Genomic DNA, 14,977 nt, shown 5'->3' with positions numbered 1-14,977 from the left:
AATTCAATGCCCGGCCGCAAGTGAACCGGATCAACCCGTCTTTTTCAGGTCTTTGATCAACTGGTTCAGGTTGCCTTTGCGGGCGTCCAGCATCGCGCCGATTTCGGTGCGTTCGGTCAGCAACAAATTAACGCCTTCGATGAACATGTTGTAGAATTTTTCACGCCCCGACTTGTCCGAAACAAGGAACGTCACATCAAACGGCGCCGAGCCGCGCAGCTTGACCATTGTGCGCACTTCATATCCGGCCTTGATCTTGCGTGCATTGCGCACGTTGACCTCACCGCCAATGAACTCGCGGAAGCGGCGACCATATTTGCGGGAGATATAGCCCTGAAAAGCCTTGGTGAATTGCCTTAGCTGGGATGGGGTGGCCGTACGGGCATCGGCACCGAGGGCATAACGCGCCATGATCGGGACGTCGGCATATTGCACAAAGATCTTCTCGAAATCACGCAGCATCGCATTCTCTGACTTGCCCGATGCGATAACCCTGTTGATGTCGTTGACCACACTGTTGACCAGTGCCTTGGCTGATGCCTCGGTCTGGGCAAATGCGGATTTGGGCAGGACCGCCAAGGCCAGACCAGCTGCGACAAAGCTACGGCGGTTCAACTCGTTATTCAGCATAGGGGTCCTCGTATGGGTCTAAATAGGGGTCCCTGACCGGGTCTGTACCGGTTTCGGCATAGGGGTCGGAATACAAATCCAGATAGGCGTCTTCGTCATCTCTCGCCAGTTCGAAGCGGCGGTTTTGCAGATAGATCAGGCGGGCCTGCGCGTAACTGTCTGCGCTTTCATACAGAATCGAGTCTACGGTATCTGAGAACCGCCCACGATCGCCCATGCGGCGAACGACTTCGGCATAGACGCCCAGATTGTCAGCGGGCCGGACCGGGGTAAAATTGATCGGATTCGAGAACAGGTTGATCACGACCCCGATGGCATCCCTTTGGGTCGACGGGCCATAGAAAGGCAGTTCAACATAAGCCCCTTCGCCGACCCCCCAGACGTGCAGGGTCTCACCGAAATCAGTATCGACGGGCGGCAGGTTCAGCTCATCTGCGGGCGCGGACAGGCCAAAGCCGCCCACGGTCATGTTGATCACAAAGCGCAGCAGCGCATTGCCCATCTGTTTCGGGTTGCCCTGAAGCAGGTAGTCGACCGCTTGTCCGGGCAGCGAGATGTTTTCGGCGAATGTGCTGAAACTGGTGACCATGGGATCAGGAACGATCTTCACGTACCCTTTCGACGCAGGTCGAAACAGAAACCGGTCAACGCCCAGATTGAACTTGTGAATTCCCCGGTTCGCGTTTTCGTAAGGGTCAAACACGTCGCTGCGTGAGGCGCCCTCGGGCGGTGTCGTTGCACAGGCGGACAGAATGGCCATGAGTGACAGGACAACCAGGTGTTTCAGGCAAAATCTGCTCGACACGATCTTTGCTTCTCCCAAATGCCCGACATCCGTTCTGTCGGGCCAACAATCACAATTCACCAATACTAACACGCCGGTAAGGCACAAGTTCTTGTCACATAGTCGTTTCAGGTCTCAAATGAAACACCTAGCGTGTAACCTGTTCGTCAGGTCCGGGTAAAGCAATTGAGCATCTGCAAGTCATAATAAGTAAAGATATGCTCAGATCGCATGCAAGCCGGAATTTGCCGCATTCCGTCTTTCCACGGATGTGCTTCCCGGTTAGCGTCCGGCAGAGTCAATCAGGGAAGGACCCTCTCAATGAGCATCGCTGCAAAATTGGAAAGCCTCGGTGTCACGCTGGGCGACGCACCCGCGCCAGCGGCAAATTATGTGCCGTATGTACGTGTGGGCAATATCGTGTACGTGTCCGGCCAGATATCGAAATCAGACGAGCTGATCACCGGCAAGCTGGGCGATGACATGGATGTCGCGGCCGGAGCCGCAGCGGCGCGGGTCTGCGCGATCAATCTGCTGGCACAGGTCAAGGCGGCCTGTGGCGGAGATATCGACAAACTGGTGCGTGCCATCAAGCTGACCGGTTTCGTGAACTCGACCGCAGATTTCACTGCGCAGCCGCAAGTGATCAACGGTGCATCCGACTTTCTGGTCGAAGCGCTGGGCGACGCCGGTCGCCACTCGCGCTCTGCCGTAAGTGCTGCGTCGCTGCCTTTGGGCGTGGCAGTCGAGATCGAAGGCATTTTCGAGATCGAATGATACCGCCCCTGCCAGCTGCGTTTTTGCAGGCCCCGATTGCTCATCGGGCGCTGCATGACGTATCGAACAACCGCCCGGAAAACAGCCGGGCGGCCATTCGTGCCGCCATTGATGCCGGATACGGGATCGAGATCGACCTTCAGCTGACATCTGATGATCGTGCCGTCGTGTTCCATGATTACGACATGGGGCGTCTGACCGGCCAGCCCGGGCCGATCCGGCAGGTGTCGGCGGCGGCGGCGTCCGAATTGACCCTTCTGTATGGTGATGACGGCATTCCAACGCTTGATGAGGTGCTGGATATGGTCGCAGGCCAAGTGCCGCTGCTGATCGAGCTGAAGGATCAGGACGGCGTTATGGGTATGAATATCGGTGCCCTCGAGCACGACACCGTGCGCGCATTGCAGGGCTATGACGGCCCGGTGGCCCTGATGTCCTTCAATCCAAACTCGGTTGCGGAACTGGCGCGGCTGGCCCCGCACCTGCCGCGCGGCATCACGACTTGCGCCTATGAGCCCAGTGTCGAGCTTCTGCCGCATGACGTCTGCGACACCCTGCGCGACATTCCTGATTTTGAACGTGTCGGGGCCGGTTTCATCAGCCACGAGGCGGAAGATCTTTCCCGCCCGCGTGTGGCCGAACTGAAGGCGCAAGGCGTGCCGATCCTGTGCTGGACCGTCCGAACGCCCGAACAAGAGGCAGAGGCCCGCATTGTTGCCGACAATGTGACCTTCGAAGGGTATCTGGCTGCGCATTCAGCTTGAACCCTGCCGCTTCGGTCACAGATAAAGGGCTGGTGCGGAGGAAACATGGATCAGGCCCAAATCGAAGTTCAGGTCATTGGGTCTCTGTCGCGGATTTCAGCGGCCGAGTGGGATGCCTGCGCCTGCCCCGAGACCGCCGATGGTGGACGGCCCCTTGATCCCTTCACCACGCATCGCTTTTTGCTGGCGCTTGAGGAAAGCGGCTCGGTCGGGCGCGGTACGGGTTGGCAACCGCAATACCTGACCGCCTTTCTTGACGGGATCCTGATCGCAGCGGCCCCTATGTATGCCAAATCGCACAGCCAAGGCGAATACATCTTTGACCACAGCTGGGCCCATGCCTATGAAAGCGCAGGCGGGCGGTATTATCCCAAGCTGCAAATTGCGGTGCCGTTCACACCCGCCACCGGGCGGCGGTTTCTGGTGCGCCCGGGCTATGACAGGATCGGAATGTCGGCTTTGGTGCAGGGTGCCGTTCAACTGGCGGCCGACAATCAGGTTTCTTCGGTTCACGTGACCTTCTGTACAGAAGCCGAGGCATTGGCGGGTGAGCAGATGGGGCTAATGCTTCGCAGCTCGCAACAGTTTCACTGGCTGAATGATGGCTACGCCGAATTCGATGACTTCCTTGCGGCCTTGTCCTCACGCAAGCGCAAGAACATCCGCAAGGAACGGGCGCAGGCCAATGGCTTTGGCGGTGAAATCCGCACATTGACGGGCGATGACCTGCGCCCGGAACACTGGGATGCGTTTTGGCGGTTCTATCAGGACACCGGGGCGCGAAAATGGGGCTCACCCTATCTGACGCGCCGGTTTTTTGACATCGCACAAGAGACGATGGCGAATGACATGGCCGTGGTTTTGGCTGAACGGGATGGTCATGCCATTGCGGGTGCGCTGAACTTCATAGGCCGCGAAACGCTTTTTGGGCGGTATTGGGGCTGCATTGAACATCATGCCTGCCTGCATTTCGAACTGTGCTACTATAGGGCGATAGATTTTGCCATTGCCCACGGTCTGGCCCGGGTGGAAGCGGGCGCTCAGGGCGAACACAAGCTGGCGCGGGGCTATTTGCCGACGCGCACGCATAGCTTGCACTGGGTCGGCGATCCGGGTTTTGCCGATGCCGTCAAAAAATATCTGGACGCCGAAGGCCGCGCAGTGGGAGAAGAGATCGAGATTCTGACGGATTACGGCCCGTTCAGGAAATCGAACCCGGAGGAACAGCAATGACTGAACTTTTGTCCGCCGAGACCCGTGGCCCGCTGCTGGATCCGCTGTTCAAAAACGGCTGGACCATGGTCGAAGGCCGCGACGCGATCACCAAGACCTTCATTTTCGACAACTTCGTGCACGCATTTGGCTGGATGACGCAAGTGGCGATCTGGGCCGAGAAATGGAACCATCATCCAGAATGGTCCAACGTCTACCGCACGGTTGAGGTGGTTCTGTCCACCCATGACGTAGGTGGCCTGTCGTCACTGGACGCCAAGCTGGCCCGAAAGATGGACAGCCTGTGCTAGCGGTCGTTGCCTGACCCCTGGCCACCGGCAAGCGACGCAGCCGTGCCCATCTGCTTGAATTCCGCAGGTGTGACGGTGCCATCGCTGACATCGATGGACCGTGGAATGCCAGTGGTCTTGTTCCCGATCTGGCGCACGCTGCGCGCCGCTGGGTTGATATCCAGACACCGGTTTTCATAGCAGGTCAGGCCAGACGAATTGATCTGGATGCGGACCTGTCCGTCCGGCCCCGTCACCACGGGAGCTTGCGGAACGTCACAGGCCGCGGCCAGTGCCAAAGCACCCATTCCGATCCATTTCTTCATAGCAAGCTCCTTCAAGCGGGCTTAGTCCAGTTGACCATTGCCGTTCTGGTCTGCCGCGCCGAAATCTTCATTCATCTGTGCATCATATTCCGATCTTGAAATAAAGCTGTCCTTGTTGCGGTCAACATTCTGGAACTGCTTTATGTCCAGAAACGGCTTGGCCTCGGCCTGACCCAGTGTGCCGTTCTTGTCTTCGTCCATGGCCTGAAACGCATAGTCCGAAAAAGCGTCGAATTCATCTTTGGACAGGAACCCGTCATTGTTTGCGTCGATGGCATTCAATTCTTTTTCATGCAGCTCGGCCACGGTTTCGGCATTGGTGGCCGAGGCCAGGAATGCAGCTGTGAATACAAAAATCGCCCGTTTCATGTCCAATCTCCTCAGCATGCAAATCTTTGGCCTTCAATGCCACCGGCGGCAGCGCCGGCTGCGGTCAGGATCGTCTTGCCCGATCCGCCGCCGAACTGGTTGCCGATTGCGCCGCCGATCAAGGCGCCGCCCAGTGTGCCGCTGAGGCAGGCAATCTCGTGCTGTCGTGCGGCTTGCTGTTGCGGGGTTGGGGCCGGACCGCAGGCTGCCAAAAGCGCTGCGCCGGTCAGGATGGATGAAAATACCTTAAGTTTCATAAAAATCTCCCCAATTTTGTGCTACGAGTATTCGCGCATTGAGGCAGTGCTTCAAGTTAAATTGGGTTCACGCGGCCCCGGACAGACCAGGGCCGGCCAAATTCAGATCACCTCCAGCAGGCCTTCACCCGCCGAGATCCCGCAGGCACCGGGGTTTTCTTCCAGGTTCAGGGCCGTGATCTTGCCGTCCTCGACCAGCATCGCATACCGTTTCGAGCGCGCGAACAGGCCAACGGGCGGGGCGTCGAAATCCATGCCGATGGCTTTGGTGAATTCTGAGGCTGCGTCTGAAACCATGGTCAGTCCGGCCGCGGTCGCGCCGGTGGATTCACCCCAGGCCTGCATGACGAACGGGTCGTTGACCGACAGGCACATGATCTCGTCCACGCCCTTGTCGTCGAACTGCTTTTTGGTGCGAATGAAGCTTGGCACATGTGCGGTGGTGCATGTGCCGGTATAGGCGCCGGGCACAGCGAAGATGACAACCTTGCGCCCTTTGGTCTTGTCTGAAATCCGAACTTCCTCCGGCCCGTCGGCCCCCATCTGGATCAGTGTGGCTTCGGGCAGGGTGTCTCCTGTTGAAATCATTTTTCAGCTCCTGTCGTTTGGATTTGCAGAATTGGGCTAAGCCGCAATATAGGTGGTCAAATCAGAGAGACCACGGGAAAACTGCAGGGTGGGCAAAGCATGAGCCATATTGTCGTGATTGGCGCGGGTCAGGCAGGAGCGTCCTTGGTGGCGCGGTTGCGCAAGGACGGGTTCGACGGAAAGATTACTCTGATCGGGGCCGAGCCGCATCTGCCGTATCAGCGCCCGCCTTTGTCCAAGGCCTATCTTTTGGGAGAGATGGAGCTGGAGCGCCTGTTCCTGCGACCCGAAAGCTTCTATGCCGAAAACAACATCACTCTGCGGCTTGGCCAGCGCGTGACCGGCATCGACCCCAAGGCCAAAACGGTCACTGTTGGGGACGAAGTCATCCCGTATGACGAACTGGCGCTGACCACCGGGTCAGATCCGCGCCGCCTGCCTGCCGCCATCGGAGGCGATCTGGACGGCGTGCACGTGGTGCGCGACCTGGCCCATATTGACGAGATGGAACCCAAAGTGACCGAAGGCGCCCGCGCATTGATCGTGGGCGGCGGTTACATCGGGCTCGAGGCGGCCGCCGTCTGCGCGAAACGCGGCGTCAAGGTCACCTTGGTCGAGATGGCCGACCGCATCCTGCAACGGGTCGCTGCGCCAGAAACCAGCGCGTATTTCCGCGCGTTGCACAGCGAATACGGTGCCGACATCCGCGAAGGCGTCGGGCTGGATCGTCTGATCGGCGAAAATGGCAGGGTTGTGGGGGCCGTGTTGACGGACGGCACGACGCTGGACGTTGATTTCGTCGTGGTTGGTGTGGGCATCACCCCCTCCACCCAACTGGCCGAGATGGCAGGGCTCGAACTGGACAACGGCATCAAAACCGATGCCCATGGTCGCACGTCTGATCCGTCGATCTGGGCGGCGGGCGATTGCGCCTCTTTTCCGCATGGCGAAGGGCGTATCCGTCTGGAAAGCGTCCCCAACGCCATCGACCAGGCCGAAATCGTGGCGCAGAACATGCTAGGCGCGGCCAAGGATTATGTGGCAACCCCATGGTTCTGGTCGGATCAGTACGACGTCAAGCTTCAGATTGCGGGCCTGAACACCGGATATGACCGCGTGGTGACCCGCAAGGGCGAGGGTCAGACCGTGTCCTTCTGGTATTACAAAGGCGACAGGCTGATTGCTGTGGATGCGATGAATGATCCGCGGGCATACATGGTCGGCAAGCGATTGATCGAAATGGGCAAGACCGCTGATCCCGAAGTCGTGGCAGACCCGAACGCGGACCTGAAACCGCTGCTCAAGGCGTGAGGATCATAGCCGGAGAATTCCGGGGCCGCGCCCTCGCCTCGGTCGGCAAGGGTGATGCGGGCGCGCATCTGCGCCCCACCACCGACCGCGTACGTGAAAGCCTGTTCAATGTGCTCAACCACCAGATCGATTTAGACGGTCTGCGGGTGCTGGATCTGTTCGCGGGAACCGGGGCGCTGGGGCTCGAGGCGCTGTCGCGGGGGGCGTCGCATGTCACCTTCGTCGATGACGGGCGGGTGGCTCAGGGGTTGATACGCAAGAATATCGACCTGACCCGCAGCGCCGACCGAACCGACTTGGTCCGCCGCGATGCGACCCGGTTGGGCGACAATCCCGGCGCGCCTTATGATCTGGTTTTTCTGGACCCGCCTTACGGGAAATCCATGGGGCAGAAGGCCGTCGCCGCCTTGGCCAATGGCTGGATTGCGGATGATGCATTGTTGGTTTGGGAAGAAAACGCCCCGATGCAGGCGCCGGCGGGGTTCACATTGCAAGACAGTCGCAAATATGGCGACACGCATATTTCCCTGATGTGGAAAGGTGTGCCAGGCTGAGACGTTCCGCGCGGTTTCGCCGGCGGCCTGTGTTTGCAATGACCAGACAGCTTGGATAGGCCAAGCGCGAGGCACAGCAGGAATCCCAAATGCACGATCTTGTCATTTTCGATTGCGACGGCGTTCTGGTGGACAGCGAGGTGATCTCGAACCAGGTGCTGGTGGACAATCTGGCGCATCATGGCCTGCATCTGGCACTGCGTGAATGCATGTCCCTGTTCGTGGGAGGAACCATGGTGGGGGTGCGGGACAAGGCCCGCGCGATGGGTGCCGTTCTGCCCGAAGACTGGATAGATCAGGTCTATGCCGAAACCTATGACCGCCTGCGCGCAGGCGTGCCATTGGTCCCCGGTATTGCAGACCTGCTTGCGGGGCTGGATCAAAAGGGTATCCCCTGTTGCGTCGCGTCGAATGGCAGCCCGGACAAGATGAAGATCACTCTGGGTCAGAACGGGCTTTGGGACCGTTTCAAAGACGTGATGTTCTCGGCCCATGTGCTGGGTACCGGAAAGCCGGACCCAAAGATGTTCCGCCTGGCCGCCGAGCACTTTGGCGCGACGGATCCGGTGGTGATCGAAGACAGTCACAGTGGTGTCACGGCGGCGATCCGTGCCGGCATGCGTTGCCTTGCTTATGCGCCTCATGGAGGCGGCGAAAAGCTGGCGGATCTGGGGGCCGAGGTGATCACGGACATGTCACAGGCGCATGGGTTGTTGGGACTTTGACCCGCGGTTGTGCTAATGTGCACGCATGGACCGCACCCTGACACCTTTTGCCTGGACCTTTTCAAGCGACAGCGAAGCCTCAACCGGCCCCGAGAGCAAACCCATGCGCGCGCCGGTCTTCATCCACGACGCGGTCACGCCGTGGGGGGCTGAAACGGTGCTGCTGAAACTTCTACGTGAGCAGGCCGCTGATCAGGACGAATAAGTCGGGTGAAACTTGCCAGCGGGTGACAGGGTAAAGATATCGACCCCATCCGAGGTGACGCCCACCGAATGTTCGAACTGTGCCGACAGCGATTTGTCGCGGGTTACGGCTGTCCAGTCATCGGCCAGGGTCTTGGTTTCGGGACGACCCAGATTGACCATGGGTTCGATGGTAAAGAACATACCCTCTTCCAGAACGGCACCGGTGCCCGGGCGGCCATAGTGCAGCACGTTCGGTGGCGCGTGAAACACACGACCCAGACCATGACCGCAGAAATCACGCACGACGCTCATCCGGTGTGCTTCGACATAGGACTGGATGGCATGGCCGATGTCACCAAAGGTATTGCCCGGCTTGACCATCTCGATGCCCTTGAACAGCGCGTCATGGGTCACCTGGATCAGCCGTTCCGCCTTGCGCGGCAGCTTGCCCGCCACATACATGCGTGAGGTGTCGCCAAACCAGCCATCGACGATGACGGTGACGTCGATATTCAGGATATCGCCGTCCTTCAGCTTTTTCTCACCGGGAATACCGTGGCAGACCACGTGGTTCACGCTTATGCAGCTGGCGTGCTGATAGCCTTTATAACCGATGGTGGCCGAGGTCGCACCGGCGTCTTCGACCATCTGCGTGATCAGCCCGTCAAGTGCGCCGGTGGTTTGACCGGGAAACACATGTTCTGCAATATCATCCAGAATCCGCGCAGCCAGCGCCCCTGCCGCGTGCATCCCGGCAAAGTCACCTTGTTCATAGATGCGAATGCCGTCCTTGGTCAGGCGGCCACGATGCTCTTTCATCGACGCTAAGCTCCAAATGTTGCGCGCAGCATTCCTTTTACGCTGCTTGTGCAGAAAGTACCAGAGGGCGCGCGTTCAGACTGCGTAAACCATGCGAGAAACTTGGTTCCGTTGGCTCAGGATTCAAGAGTAGGGGCTGCATTGCAGCATCTCGGGCCCCACCGCCTCGACTGCAATCCGTACGGCTACTGGCTTGGACACTTTTCACGGCAGGCGGATCAGTATCTAATGATTGCACTTTTTCTTGAGAAAATCAGGGAACCGGATGCATGTCACAGAAACGAGAATTGATCTCTAACGGAAACCCCATGGAAAGCATCGTTGGGTTCAGCCGAGCGGTTCGGGTCGGGAACTTCATCGCGGTCGGGGGAACCGCACCAGTCGATGCTGAGGACAACACAGTGGGTGTCGGCGATGTCTATCTGCAAACCAGACAGTGTTTCGAAATCATCAAAGATGCGCTTGAGCGTGCCGGGTCAGGGCTGCACGATATTGTCAGAACGCGTGTCATCCTGACCGAAATCGAAAACTGGAAACAGGCGATCGAAGCCCGAAAGCTGTATTGTCTGGATGCTCGCCCTGTAGATACTATCATGGCCATCGAACGATTTGTGAATCCCGAGTGGCTGGTCGAGATTGAGGTTGATGCTGTCGTTGCGGACTGACTCAGCCGGCCAAAATCCTCATTTCAGTCTGCACCCGAACCCCCGACGGCGTTATCCGCGTCCCGCAAACGATCCGTTCCACCCCCTGCGCCTGCGCGACCTCAAAGGCCGCCGCATAGGCCGGGTCGATATCGGCCGCCAAAGCAAACCGGTCGCAATCGGTTCGCTGAACCAAATACAGCATGATCGCCCGATGCCCTTGCGCGGCCATTGCGGCCAACTCGCCCAGATGCTTGGTGCCACGGGCTGTGACGCTGTCGGGAAACTCGGCCAGTCCGGGCTGGCGTGACAGTGTCACGCTTTTCACCTCGACATAGGCATCTGGCAGGCCCGGCCCCGTCAGCAGGAAATCGATGCGGCTGTTGTCGCCGTATTTCACCTCGGGCCGGACGGTGTCATAGGCGGCCAGTTCGGGAATCTCACCGGCTTCCAAAGCGGCCCGCAGCGCCCGGTTCGGAACCGAGGTATCGACGCCGGTAAAATGCCCGTTCTCGTGGTCCACCAGCCGCCATCCGAATTTCAGCTTTTTCTTCGGATCGTCGTTGGGCTCCAGCCAAATCTTTTCGCCGGGCTCGGCCAGCCCCATCATCGATCCCGGATTGGCGCAATGGGCCGTTACCTCACTCCCGTCCTCAAGCCTGCAATCGGCCAGAAAGCGTTTGTAGCGGCGGATCAGCCGGGCGGGGACAAGAGGGGTTTCAAATCGCATGGTTCAGGGCCTATACCTGCCCCTGAGGACGATCAAGAGGGGACAGTGCCATGGCCAATCCAACCGCAGCGATGCTGGTGATCGGGGATGAAATCTTGTCGGGTCGCACCCGCGATGCGAATATGCATTTTCTGGCGCAGGAGCTGACCAAACACGGCATCGACCTGAAAGAGGTCCGCATTGTCAGCGATGACGCCCCTGCCATTGAAGCGGCCGTCAAAGCGCTGTCCGACGCTTATGACAATGTCTTCACCAGCGGTGGCATCGGCCCGACCCATGACGATATCACGGCCGATTGCATTGCCCGCGCTTTTGACACACCCATTGATGTGCGCGATGACGCGCGCGCGCTGTTGCAGGCTCATTACGACAAATCCGGGCTGGAACTGAATGCCGCCCGCCTGCGCATGGCGCGTATTCCGGACGGTGCGACGCTGATCGAAAATCCGGTTTCGACGGCGCCCGGGTTCACGCTTGCGAATGTGCATGTCCTGGCGGGTGTGCCGTCGGTTTTTCAGGCGATGGTGGCGAGCGTGTTGCCAACATTGACCGGAGGCCGCCCTTTGCTGTCGCAAACTCTGCGTGTGGACCGCGGAGAAGGCGATATCGCCGCAACCCTGGCGGCCTTGGCCGAAGATTTCAGCGACCTGTCCATCGGGTGCTACCCGTTTCAGATCAACGGTGCCTTCGGGGCCAATGTGGTTGTACGCGGCACCGACGGGGGCCGGATCGACGCGGCCACCACCCGCCTGGCGAAAGAGCTTGAGCTTTGAGCGATAACTGGGCGGAAATAGTCGACGGAACCTGGCCCGCTGCACGCTATCAGCGGCTTGGCCCGTTTCTGCTGCGTGAGGGGCAGGGCGGAGGGTCGCGCGTGTCTGCGGCCAGTGCATTGGGTCCGGCCAATGAAGACGATATCGACGCCGCCGAGGCCGCGATGCTGGCCATGGGGCAAAAACGCATCTTCTGCCTGCGGCCCGGGGATGAAGCTCTGGATGCAATGCTGGCCCAGCGGGGATACGACATTCTTGACCCGGTCAACATATATGTCTGCCCCGTCTCTCGGCTGATCGATCAGCCGATCCCACCGGTCATGGTGTTTTCAATCTGGGAACCGCTTGAGATCATGCGCGAAATCTGGGCCTCGGGTGGGATCGGGCCCGAACGGATCGCGGTGATGGAACGTGCCAAGGGCCCCAAGACAGGATTTTTGCTGCGTCACAACGACAAACCCAGCGGCGTGGCTTTTGTGGCGATGCATGCAGACACTGCGATGGTCCACGCGCTGGAAGTGTTGCCCGAACACCGTCGTCAGGGGTTGGGCCACTGGACCATGCGCGCGGCGGCATTCTGGGCGCGTGATCACGGTGCGCAGAACCTCAGCGTGATCTGCACCAAGGCCAATGAGGGCGCCAACGGTCTTTATCGTGCCCTCGGGATGGAGATCGCGGGCGAATACCATTACCGTCATCTTGTCTGAACCGAAGAGGCCGCCGTGACACAAAAAGACATGCCTACCGCGCTGAACCTGCCCATGGTCGATCCGCTGCCGCCGGAAACGCAGAAATACTTTGATATCTGTGTCGAAAAACTGGGCATGGTGCCGAATGTGCTGAAAGCCAACGCATTCGATATCGACAAGCTGAACGCCTTCACCGCGATGTATAACGACCTGATGCTGGCTGACAGCGGGCTGACCAAACTGGAACGCGAGATGATCGCGGTCGTCGTCTCGTCGATCAACAAATGCTTCTATTGTCTGGTCGCCCATGGGGCGGCTGTGCGTCAGCTTTCGGGCAATCCGCAACTGGGCGAAATGCTGGTGATGAACTATCGCGTCGCCCCGCTGGAGCCGCGTCAACGGGCGATGCTGGACTTTGCCGCAAAGATGACTACCGCCAGCGCCGAGATCGAAGAGCCCGACCGCCAGCGCCTGCGCGATGCAGGCTTTTCCGACCGCGACATCTGGGACATCGCCAATGTCGCCGGGTTTTTCAACATGTCAAACCGGGTCGCCAGCGCGACGGCGATGGTGCCCAACGAAGAATATCACGCACAGTTTCGATGATCCGCGCCGCCGCCCTTGTTGCCCTGCTGATGACAGGACCTGTTGCCGCGCAGGACCTGACCCTGCCGGCCAGTGCCCGACAGATCAGCGACCGAACATCGCCACTGGACAGCTATGACCTGCCGACGGGGTCTTATGCAAATGGCTCGGTTCCCGCAGAAACGCGCGAAGGGCGCGTGGAGCGCTATACGTGGCGGCTTCAGGCGGGGTCGAGCACGACATTGCAGCTGCTGGCACCGTTGCGGGATCAGATCGAGGCGCAGGGCTACAAGATCCTGTTCGAATGCGACGCGCGGGTTTGCGGTGGTTTCGACTTTCGCTTTGGCACCGAGGTCGTGCCAACCCCGGACATGTATGTCGCCATTCAGGATTACCGTTTTTTGTCGGCCACCAAGGGGCCGGTTGCCCTTAGCCTGCTGGTCAGCCGCAATCCCCCGGATGGCTATGTGCAGATGATCCGGGTCACACCCCAGGACGCGCCGGACCCGGACCCTGTGGTGGTCGAGCAAGCCGTAGAAGGCTCGGTCGGATTGCTGGAGGCCTTGGCGACAACAGGCCACGTGATCCTGGATGACCTGCATTTTCCGACGGGCGAGGTTGCCCTGGGCGAAGGGCCGTTTGACTCGCTGACCTTGCTGGCCGGATACTTGACCGACAACCCGAACACACGCCTGGCGTTGGTGGGGCACACTGACGATACCGGTGCCCTACAGGCAAATATTGCGGTCAGCAAAAACCGGGCCGAGGCGGTGCGAACCCGCTTGATCGATGCGCATGGCGTGGCACCCGACCGGATCGAAGCACAGGGCGTTGGCTATCTGTCTCCGCTCACATCGAATGCAACCCCGGAAGGGCGCGATCTGAACCGTCGGGTCGAAGCCGTATTGCTGGTCAACTGACCCACCACAGGTACAGCGGCAATCCGACGGTGATGTTGAACGGAAACGACACCCCCAGCGACAAGGTCAGATAGATCCCGGCCTCGGCCTTTGGAAGGGCGATCTTCATCGCGGCGGGAACCGCGATATACGAAGCCGAGGCGGACAGCACCATGAACAGGAACAAGCTGCCCTGTGGCAAGCCGATTAAGGCACCTACCGCCCAGGCCATAAATGCGCCGATCAGGGGCATCAAGACACCAAAGGCGAACAGGCCAACCGACAGCTTGTCTCGGTTGCTGATCAGGCTGCGCCCTGCCGACAGGCCCATATCCAGCAGAAACAGGCACAGAATTCCGGTGAAAGGCGTCACGATGAAGGGCGCGATCATCTGCATGCCTTCACCGCCGGTGATGGCTCCGATCAGGAAGGCACCGGTAAGCAGAACGATCGAGCCGTTGGCCAGCAGATCGCGCCACAGCTTGTCATCCTTGACGCCATTGCTTCCGGTCTTGTGCGCCAACCAAAGCGCCGACAGGATTGCTGGCACCTCCATCGCAGCCGCAACGGCCACCATGAATCCGTCATGGGTCAGCCCCACCAGATCCAGCAGGCTGGTGGCGGTGACAAAGGTGACGATCGAGATCGAGCCATAGTGCCCTGCCACCGCCGCCGCGTTCAGCGCATCCAGCCGTGTCATCACCCTGAGCAGGCCAAAGGCCACGAAGGGGATGGCAAAGGACAAGGCGACACCGCCCAACAGCGTCAGGAACAGTTGCAGGTGAATGCCATGCGCGGCCAGACTGGCACCGCCTTTGAACCCGATGGCCAGCAGCAGGTAAAGCGACATGAACTTGGCCGCGCCCGCAGGAATGGACAGGTCACTGCGTACAAAGGCGGCCAGAAGCCCAAGGGCAAAAAACAGTATGGTCGGCACCAGCAGGTTGCTGGAAAGTGTCTCGATCACTCCGGGCATAATTGACTCCTGATCCCTCGTTTTCGGGTTAGGTGCCTTGCAGAACTGATTTCGCCAAATACTATCTTTCTAAGTTATAAATAGTTTCA

22 protein-coding genes are annotated in these 14,977 nt (G+C 59.4%); 13 read left to right on the top strand and 9 right to left on the bottom strand.

All coding sequences use genetic code 11. The features are described from left to right. Positions 1-30: 30 nt before the first annotated feature. Both ACR0A2_RS09900 and ACR0A2_RS09895 read right to left on the bottom strand, forming a co-directional pair. Entirely contained in the window at positions 31-630 is a 600-nt protein-coding gene (locus tag ACR0A2_RS09900) for an MlaC/ttg2D family ABC transporter substrate-binding protein (protein WP_480834897.1), read from the bottom strand. Further along, on the bottom strand, positions 620-1,390 hold the full coding sequence (locus ACR0A2_RS09895; RefSeq protein WP_171637476.1) for an MlaA family lipoprotein: 771 nt from the start codon (positions 1,388-1,390) through the stop codon (positions 620-622). Before ACR0A2_RS09895 ends, ACR0A2_RS09900 begins: the two co-directional genes overlap by 11 nt. A 345-nt stretch (positions 1,391-1,735) precedes the next feature. On the opposite strand from ACR0A2_RS09895, the gene ACR0A2_RS09890 reads away from it, so the two are divergent. Genes ACR0A2_RS09890 through ACR0A2_RS09875 form a run of 4 tightly spaced genes read left to right on the top strand, consistent with a single transcriptional unit; the run spans position 1,736 to position 4,478 of the window. Further along, entirely contained in the window at positions 1,736-2,191 is a 456-nt protein-coding gene (locus tag ACR0A2_RS09890) for a RidA family protein (protein ID WP_171117119.1), read from the top strand. Beyond that, positions 2,188-2,955, top strand: coding sequence for a glycerophosphodiester phosphodiesterase family protein (locus ACR0A2_RS09885; RefSeq protein ID WP_171117120.1), 768 nt, complete (start codon positions 2,188-2,190; stop codon positions 2,953-2,955). Before ACR0A2_RS09890 ends, ACR0A2_RS09885 begins: the two co-directional genes overlap by 4 nt. Positions 2,956-3,000: 45 nt before the next feature. Next, positions 3,001-4,188 carry a GNAT family N-acetyltransferase gene (locus ACR0A2_RS09880; RefSeq protein ID WP_480834896.1) on the top strand — a complete coding sequence of 396 codons (1,188 nt, stop codon included), beginning with the start codon at positions 3,001-3,003 and terminating at the stop codon, positions 4,186-4,188. Then, entirely contained in the window at positions 4,185-4,478 is a 294-nt protein-coding gene (locus tag ACR0A2_RS09875) for a 4a-hydroxytetrahydrobiopterin dehydratase (RefSeq protein WP_152459417.1), read from the top strand. Before ACR0A2_RS09880 ends, ACR0A2_RS09875 begins: the two co-directional genes overlap by 4 nt. Here ACR0A2_RS09875 and ACR0A2_RS09870 read toward each other — a convergent pair. From ACR0A2_RS09870 to ACR0A2_RS09855, 4 genes are all read right to left on the bottom strand, one after another. Further along, entirely contained in the window at positions 4,475-4,783 is a 309-nt protein-coding gene (locus tag ACR0A2_RS09870; RefSeq protein ID WP_171117123.1) for a hypothetical protein, read from the bottom strand. The genes ACR0A2_RS09875 and ACR0A2_RS09870 overlap by 4 nt on opposite strands. Before the next feature lie 21 nt (positions 4,784-4,804). Further along, on the bottom strand, positions 4,805-5,152 hold the full coding sequence (locus tag ACR0A2_RS09865; RefSeq protein ID WP_170346724.1) for an EF-hand domain-containing protein: 348 nt from the start codon (positions 5,150-5,152) through the stop codon (positions 4,805-4,807). Positions 5,153-5,163: 11 nt separating this feature from the next. Continuing rightward, on the bottom strand, positions 5,164-5,409 hold the full coding sequence (locus ACR0A2_RS09860; RefSeq protein ID WP_152459414.1) for a glycine zipper 2TM domain-containing protein: 246 nt from the start codon (positions 5,407-5,409) through the stop codon (positions 5,164-5,166). Between the two features lie 102 nt (positions 5,410-5,511). After that, entirely contained in the window at positions 5,512-5,997 is a 486-nt protein-coding gene (locus ACR0A2_RS09855) for a peroxiredoxin (protein ID WP_152459413.1), read from the bottom strand. Positions 5,998-6,096: 99 nt separating this feature from the next. Here ACR0A2_RS09855 and ACR0A2_RS09850 point away from each other — a divergent pair, with 99 nt between their 5' ends. The 4 genes from ACR0A2_RS09850 to ACR0A2_RS09835 all read left to right on the top strand — a co-directional run bounded on the left by ACR0A2_RS09850 (position 6,097) and on the right by ACR0A2_RS09835 (position 8,792). Then, on the top strand, positions 6,097-7,308 hold the full coding sequence (locus ACR0A2_RS09850; protein WP_224858242.1) for an NAD(P)/FAD-dependent oxidoreductase: 1,212 nt from the start codon (positions 6,097-6,099) through the stop codon (positions 7,306-7,308). Further along, the gene (rsmD, locus tag ACR0A2_RS09845) at positions 7,305-7,862 is read left to right on the top strand and encodes a 16S rRNA (guanine(966)-N(2))-methyltransferase RsmD (protein ID WP_480834895.1); all 558 of its coding nucleotides are present in this window, start codon (positions 7,305-7,307) and stop codon (positions 7,860-7,862) included. The genes ACR0A2_RS09850 and rsmD overlap by 4 nt, the downstream gene beginning before the upstream one ends. A gap of 89 nt (positions 7,863-7,951) precedes the next feature. Then, positions 7,952-8,587 carry an HAD family hydrolase gene (locus tag ACR0A2_RS09840; RefSeq protein ID WP_171640135.1) on the top strand — a complete coding sequence of 212 codons (636 nt, stop codon included), beginning with the start codon at positions 7,952-7,954 and terminating at the stop codon, positions 8,585-8,587. 25 nt (positions 8,588-8,612) lie between these two features. Further along, positions 8,613-8,792, top strand: coding sequence for a hypothetical protein (locus tag ACR0A2_RS09835; RefSeq protein WP_171640133.1), 180 nt, complete (start codon positions 8,613-8,615; stop codon positions 8,790-8,792). On the opposite strand, the gene map is transcribed toward ACR0A2_RS09835, so the two are convergent. After that, positions 8,780-9,592, bottom strand: coding sequence for a type I methionyl aminopeptidase (gene map / locus ACR0A2_RS09830; RefSeq protein ID WP_152459408.1), 813 nt, complete (start codon positions 9,590-9,592; stop codon positions 8,780-8,782). The two genes, ACR0A2_RS09835 and map, sit on opposite strands and share 13 nt — an antisense overlap. 269 nt (positions 9,593-9,861) lie before the next feature. Here map and ACR0A2_RS09825 point away from each other — a divergent pair, with 269 nt between their 5' ends. Further along, positions 9,862-10,257 (top strand): RidA family protein, encoded by a 396-nt coding sequence (locus ACR0A2_RS09825; protein ID WP_480834894.1) that lies wholly within the window; start codon positions 9,862-9,864, stop codon positions 10,255-10,257. A gap of 1 nt (position 10,258) precedes the next feature. Here the strand turns inward: ACR0A2_RS09825 and sfsA are convergent, their stop codons facing one another. Next, a complete protein-coding gene (sfsA, locus tag ACR0A2_RS09820; RefSeq protein ID WP_480834893.1) occupies positions 10,259-10,966 on the bottom strand; it encodes a DNA/RNA nuclease SfsA in 708 nt (235 codons plus the stop codon). A gap of 50 nt (positions 10,967-11,016) precedes the next feature. Here sfsA and ACR0A2_RS09815 point away from each other — a divergent pair, with 50 nt between their 5' ends. The 4 genes from ACR0A2_RS09815 to ACR0A2_RS09800 are packed head-to-tail and all read left to right on the top strand — an operon-like array spanning position 11,017 to position 13,933. Further along, positions 11,017-11,739: a competence/damage-inducible protein A gene (locus ACR0A2_RS09815; RefSeq protein WP_171640129.1), complete on the top strand. Its 723-nt coding sequence runs from the start codon at positions 11,017-11,019 to the stop codon at positions 11,737-11,739. Continuing rightward, entirely contained in the window at positions 11,736-12,446 is a 711-nt protein-coding gene (locus ACR0A2_RS09810; protein ID WP_171726068.1) for a GNAT family N-acetyltransferase, read from the top strand. Before ACR0A2_RS09815 ends, ACR0A2_RS09810 begins: the two co-directional genes overlap by 4 nt. A 30-nt stretch (positions 12,447-12,476) precedes the next feature. Then, the gene (locus ACR0A2_RS09805; protein ID WP_152459932.1) at positions 12,477-13,034 is read left to right on the top strand and encodes a peroxidase-related enzyme; all 558 of its coding nucleotides are present in this window, start codon (positions 12,477-12,479) and stop codon (positions 13,032-13,034) included. Further along, positions 13,031-13,933 carry an OmpA family protein gene (locus ACR0A2_RS09800; protein WP_480834892.1) on the top strand — a complete coding sequence of 301 codons (903 nt, stop codon included), beginning with the start codon at positions 13,031-13,033 and terminating at the stop codon, positions 13,931-13,933. Before ACR0A2_RS09805 ends, ACR0A2_RS09800 begins: the two co-directional genes overlap by 4 nt. Here ACR0A2_RS09800 and ACR0A2_RS09795 read toward each other — a convergent pair. Continuing rightward, complete coding sequence (locus ACR0A2_RS09795) at positions 13,926-14,888, bottom strand: sodium-dependent bicarbonate transport family permease (RefSeq protein WP_171117141.1); 963 nt, start codon at positions 14,886-14,888, stop codon at positions 13,926-13,928. The two genes, ACR0A2_RS09800 and ACR0A2_RS09795, sit on opposite strands and share 8 nt — an antisense overlap. Positions 14,889-14,977 lie beyond the last annotated feature (89 nt).

Source organism: Ruegeria sp. H8 (assembly GCF_056532905.1).
Note: the sequence above shows the minus strand (reverse complement) of the source record. Positions and strands in the feature narration are given on the sequence as shown.

What these genes read in the sequence shown, in the direction of transcription:
- ACR0A2_RS09900 (WP_480834897.1), bottom strand. Translation starts at nt 630, where the DNA reads ATGCTGAATAACGAGTTGAACCGCCGTAGCTTTGTCGCAGCTGGTCTG.
- ACR0A2_RS09895 (WP_171637476.1), bottom strand. Translation starts at nt 1,390, where the DNA reads ATGGCCATTCTGTCCGCCTGTGCAACGACACCGCCCGAGGGCGCCTCA.
- ACR0A2_RS09890 (WP_171117119.1), top strand. Translation starts at nt 1,736, where the DNA reads ATGAGCATCGCTGCAAAATTGGAAAGCCTCGGTGTCACGCTGGGCGAC.
- ACR0A2_RS09885 (WP_171117120.1), top strand. Translation starts at nt 2,188, where the DNA reads ATGATACCGCCCCTGCCAGCTGCGTTTTTGCAGGCCCCGATTGCTCAT.
- ACR0A2_RS09880 (WP_480834896.1), top strand. Translation starts at nt 3,001, where the DNA reads ATGGATCAGGCCCAAATCGAAGTTCAGGTCATTGGGTCTCTGTCGCGG.
- ACR0A2_RS09875 (WP_152459417.1), top strand. Translation starts at nt 4,185, where the DNA reads ATGACTGAACTTTTGTCCGCCGAGACCCGTGGCCCGCTGCTGGATCCG.
- ACR0A2_RS09870 (WP_171117123.1), bottom strand. Translation starts at nt 4,783, where the DNA reads ATGAAGAAATGGATCGGAATGGGTGCTTTGGCACTGGCCGCGGCCTGT.
- ACR0A2_RS09865 (WP_170346724.1), bottom strand. Translation starts at nt 5,152, where the DNA reads ATGAAACGGGCGATTTTTGTATTCACAGCTGCATTCCTGGCCTCGGCC.
- ACR0A2_RS09860 (WP_152459414.1), bottom strand. Translation starts at nt 5,409, where the DNA reads ATGAAACTTAAGGTATTTTCATCCATCCTGACCGGCGCAGCGCTTTTG.
- ACR0A2_RS09855 (WP_152459413.1), bottom strand. Translation starts at nt 5,997, where the DNA reads ATGATTTCAACAGGAGACACCCTGCCCGAAGCCACACTGATCCAGATG.
- ACR0A2_RS09850 (WP_224858242.1), top strand. Translation starts at nt 6,097, where the DNA reads ATGAGCCATATTGTCGTGATTGGCGCGGGTCAGGCAGGAGCGTCCTTG.
- ACR0A2_RS09840 (WP_171640135.1), top strand. Translation starts at nt 7,952, where the DNA reads ATGCACGATCTTGTCATTTTCGATTGCGACGGCGTTCTGGTGGACAGC.
- ACR0A2_RS09835 (WP_171640133.1), top strand. Translation starts at nt 8,613, where the DNA reads ATGGACCGCACCCTGACACCTTTTGCCTGGACCTTTTCAAGCGACAGC.
- map (WP_152459408.1), bottom strand. Translation starts at nt 9,592, where the DNA reads ATGAAAGAGCATCGTGGCCGCCTGACCAAGGACGGCATTCGCATCTAT.
- ACR0A2_RS09825 (WP_480834894.1), top strand. Translation starts at nt 9,862, where the DNA reads ATGTCACAGAAACGAGAATTGATCTCTAACGGAAACCCCATGGAAAGC.
- sfsA (WP_480834893.1), bottom strand. Translation starts at nt 10,966, where the DNA reads ATGCGATTTGAAACCCCTCTTGTCCCCGCCCGGCTGATCCGCCGCTAC.
- ACR0A2_RS09815 (WP_171640129.1), top strand. Translation starts at nt 11,017, where the DNA reads ATGGCCAATCCAACCGCAGCGATGCTGGTGATCGGGGATGAAATCTTG.
- ACR0A2_RS09805 (WP_152459932.1), top strand. Translation starts at nt 12,477, where the DNA reads ATGCCTACCGCGCTGAACCTGCCCATGGTCGATCCGCTGCCGCCGGAA.
- ACR0A2_RS09800 (WP_480834892.1), top strand. Translation starts at nt 13,031, where the DNA reads ATGATCCGCGCCGCCGCCCTTGTTGCCCTGCTGATGACAGGACCTGTT.
- ACR0A2_RS09795 (WP_171117141.1), bottom strand. Translation starts at nt 14,888, where the DNA reads ATGCCCGGAGTGATCGAGACACTTTCCAGCAACCTGCTGGTGCCGACC.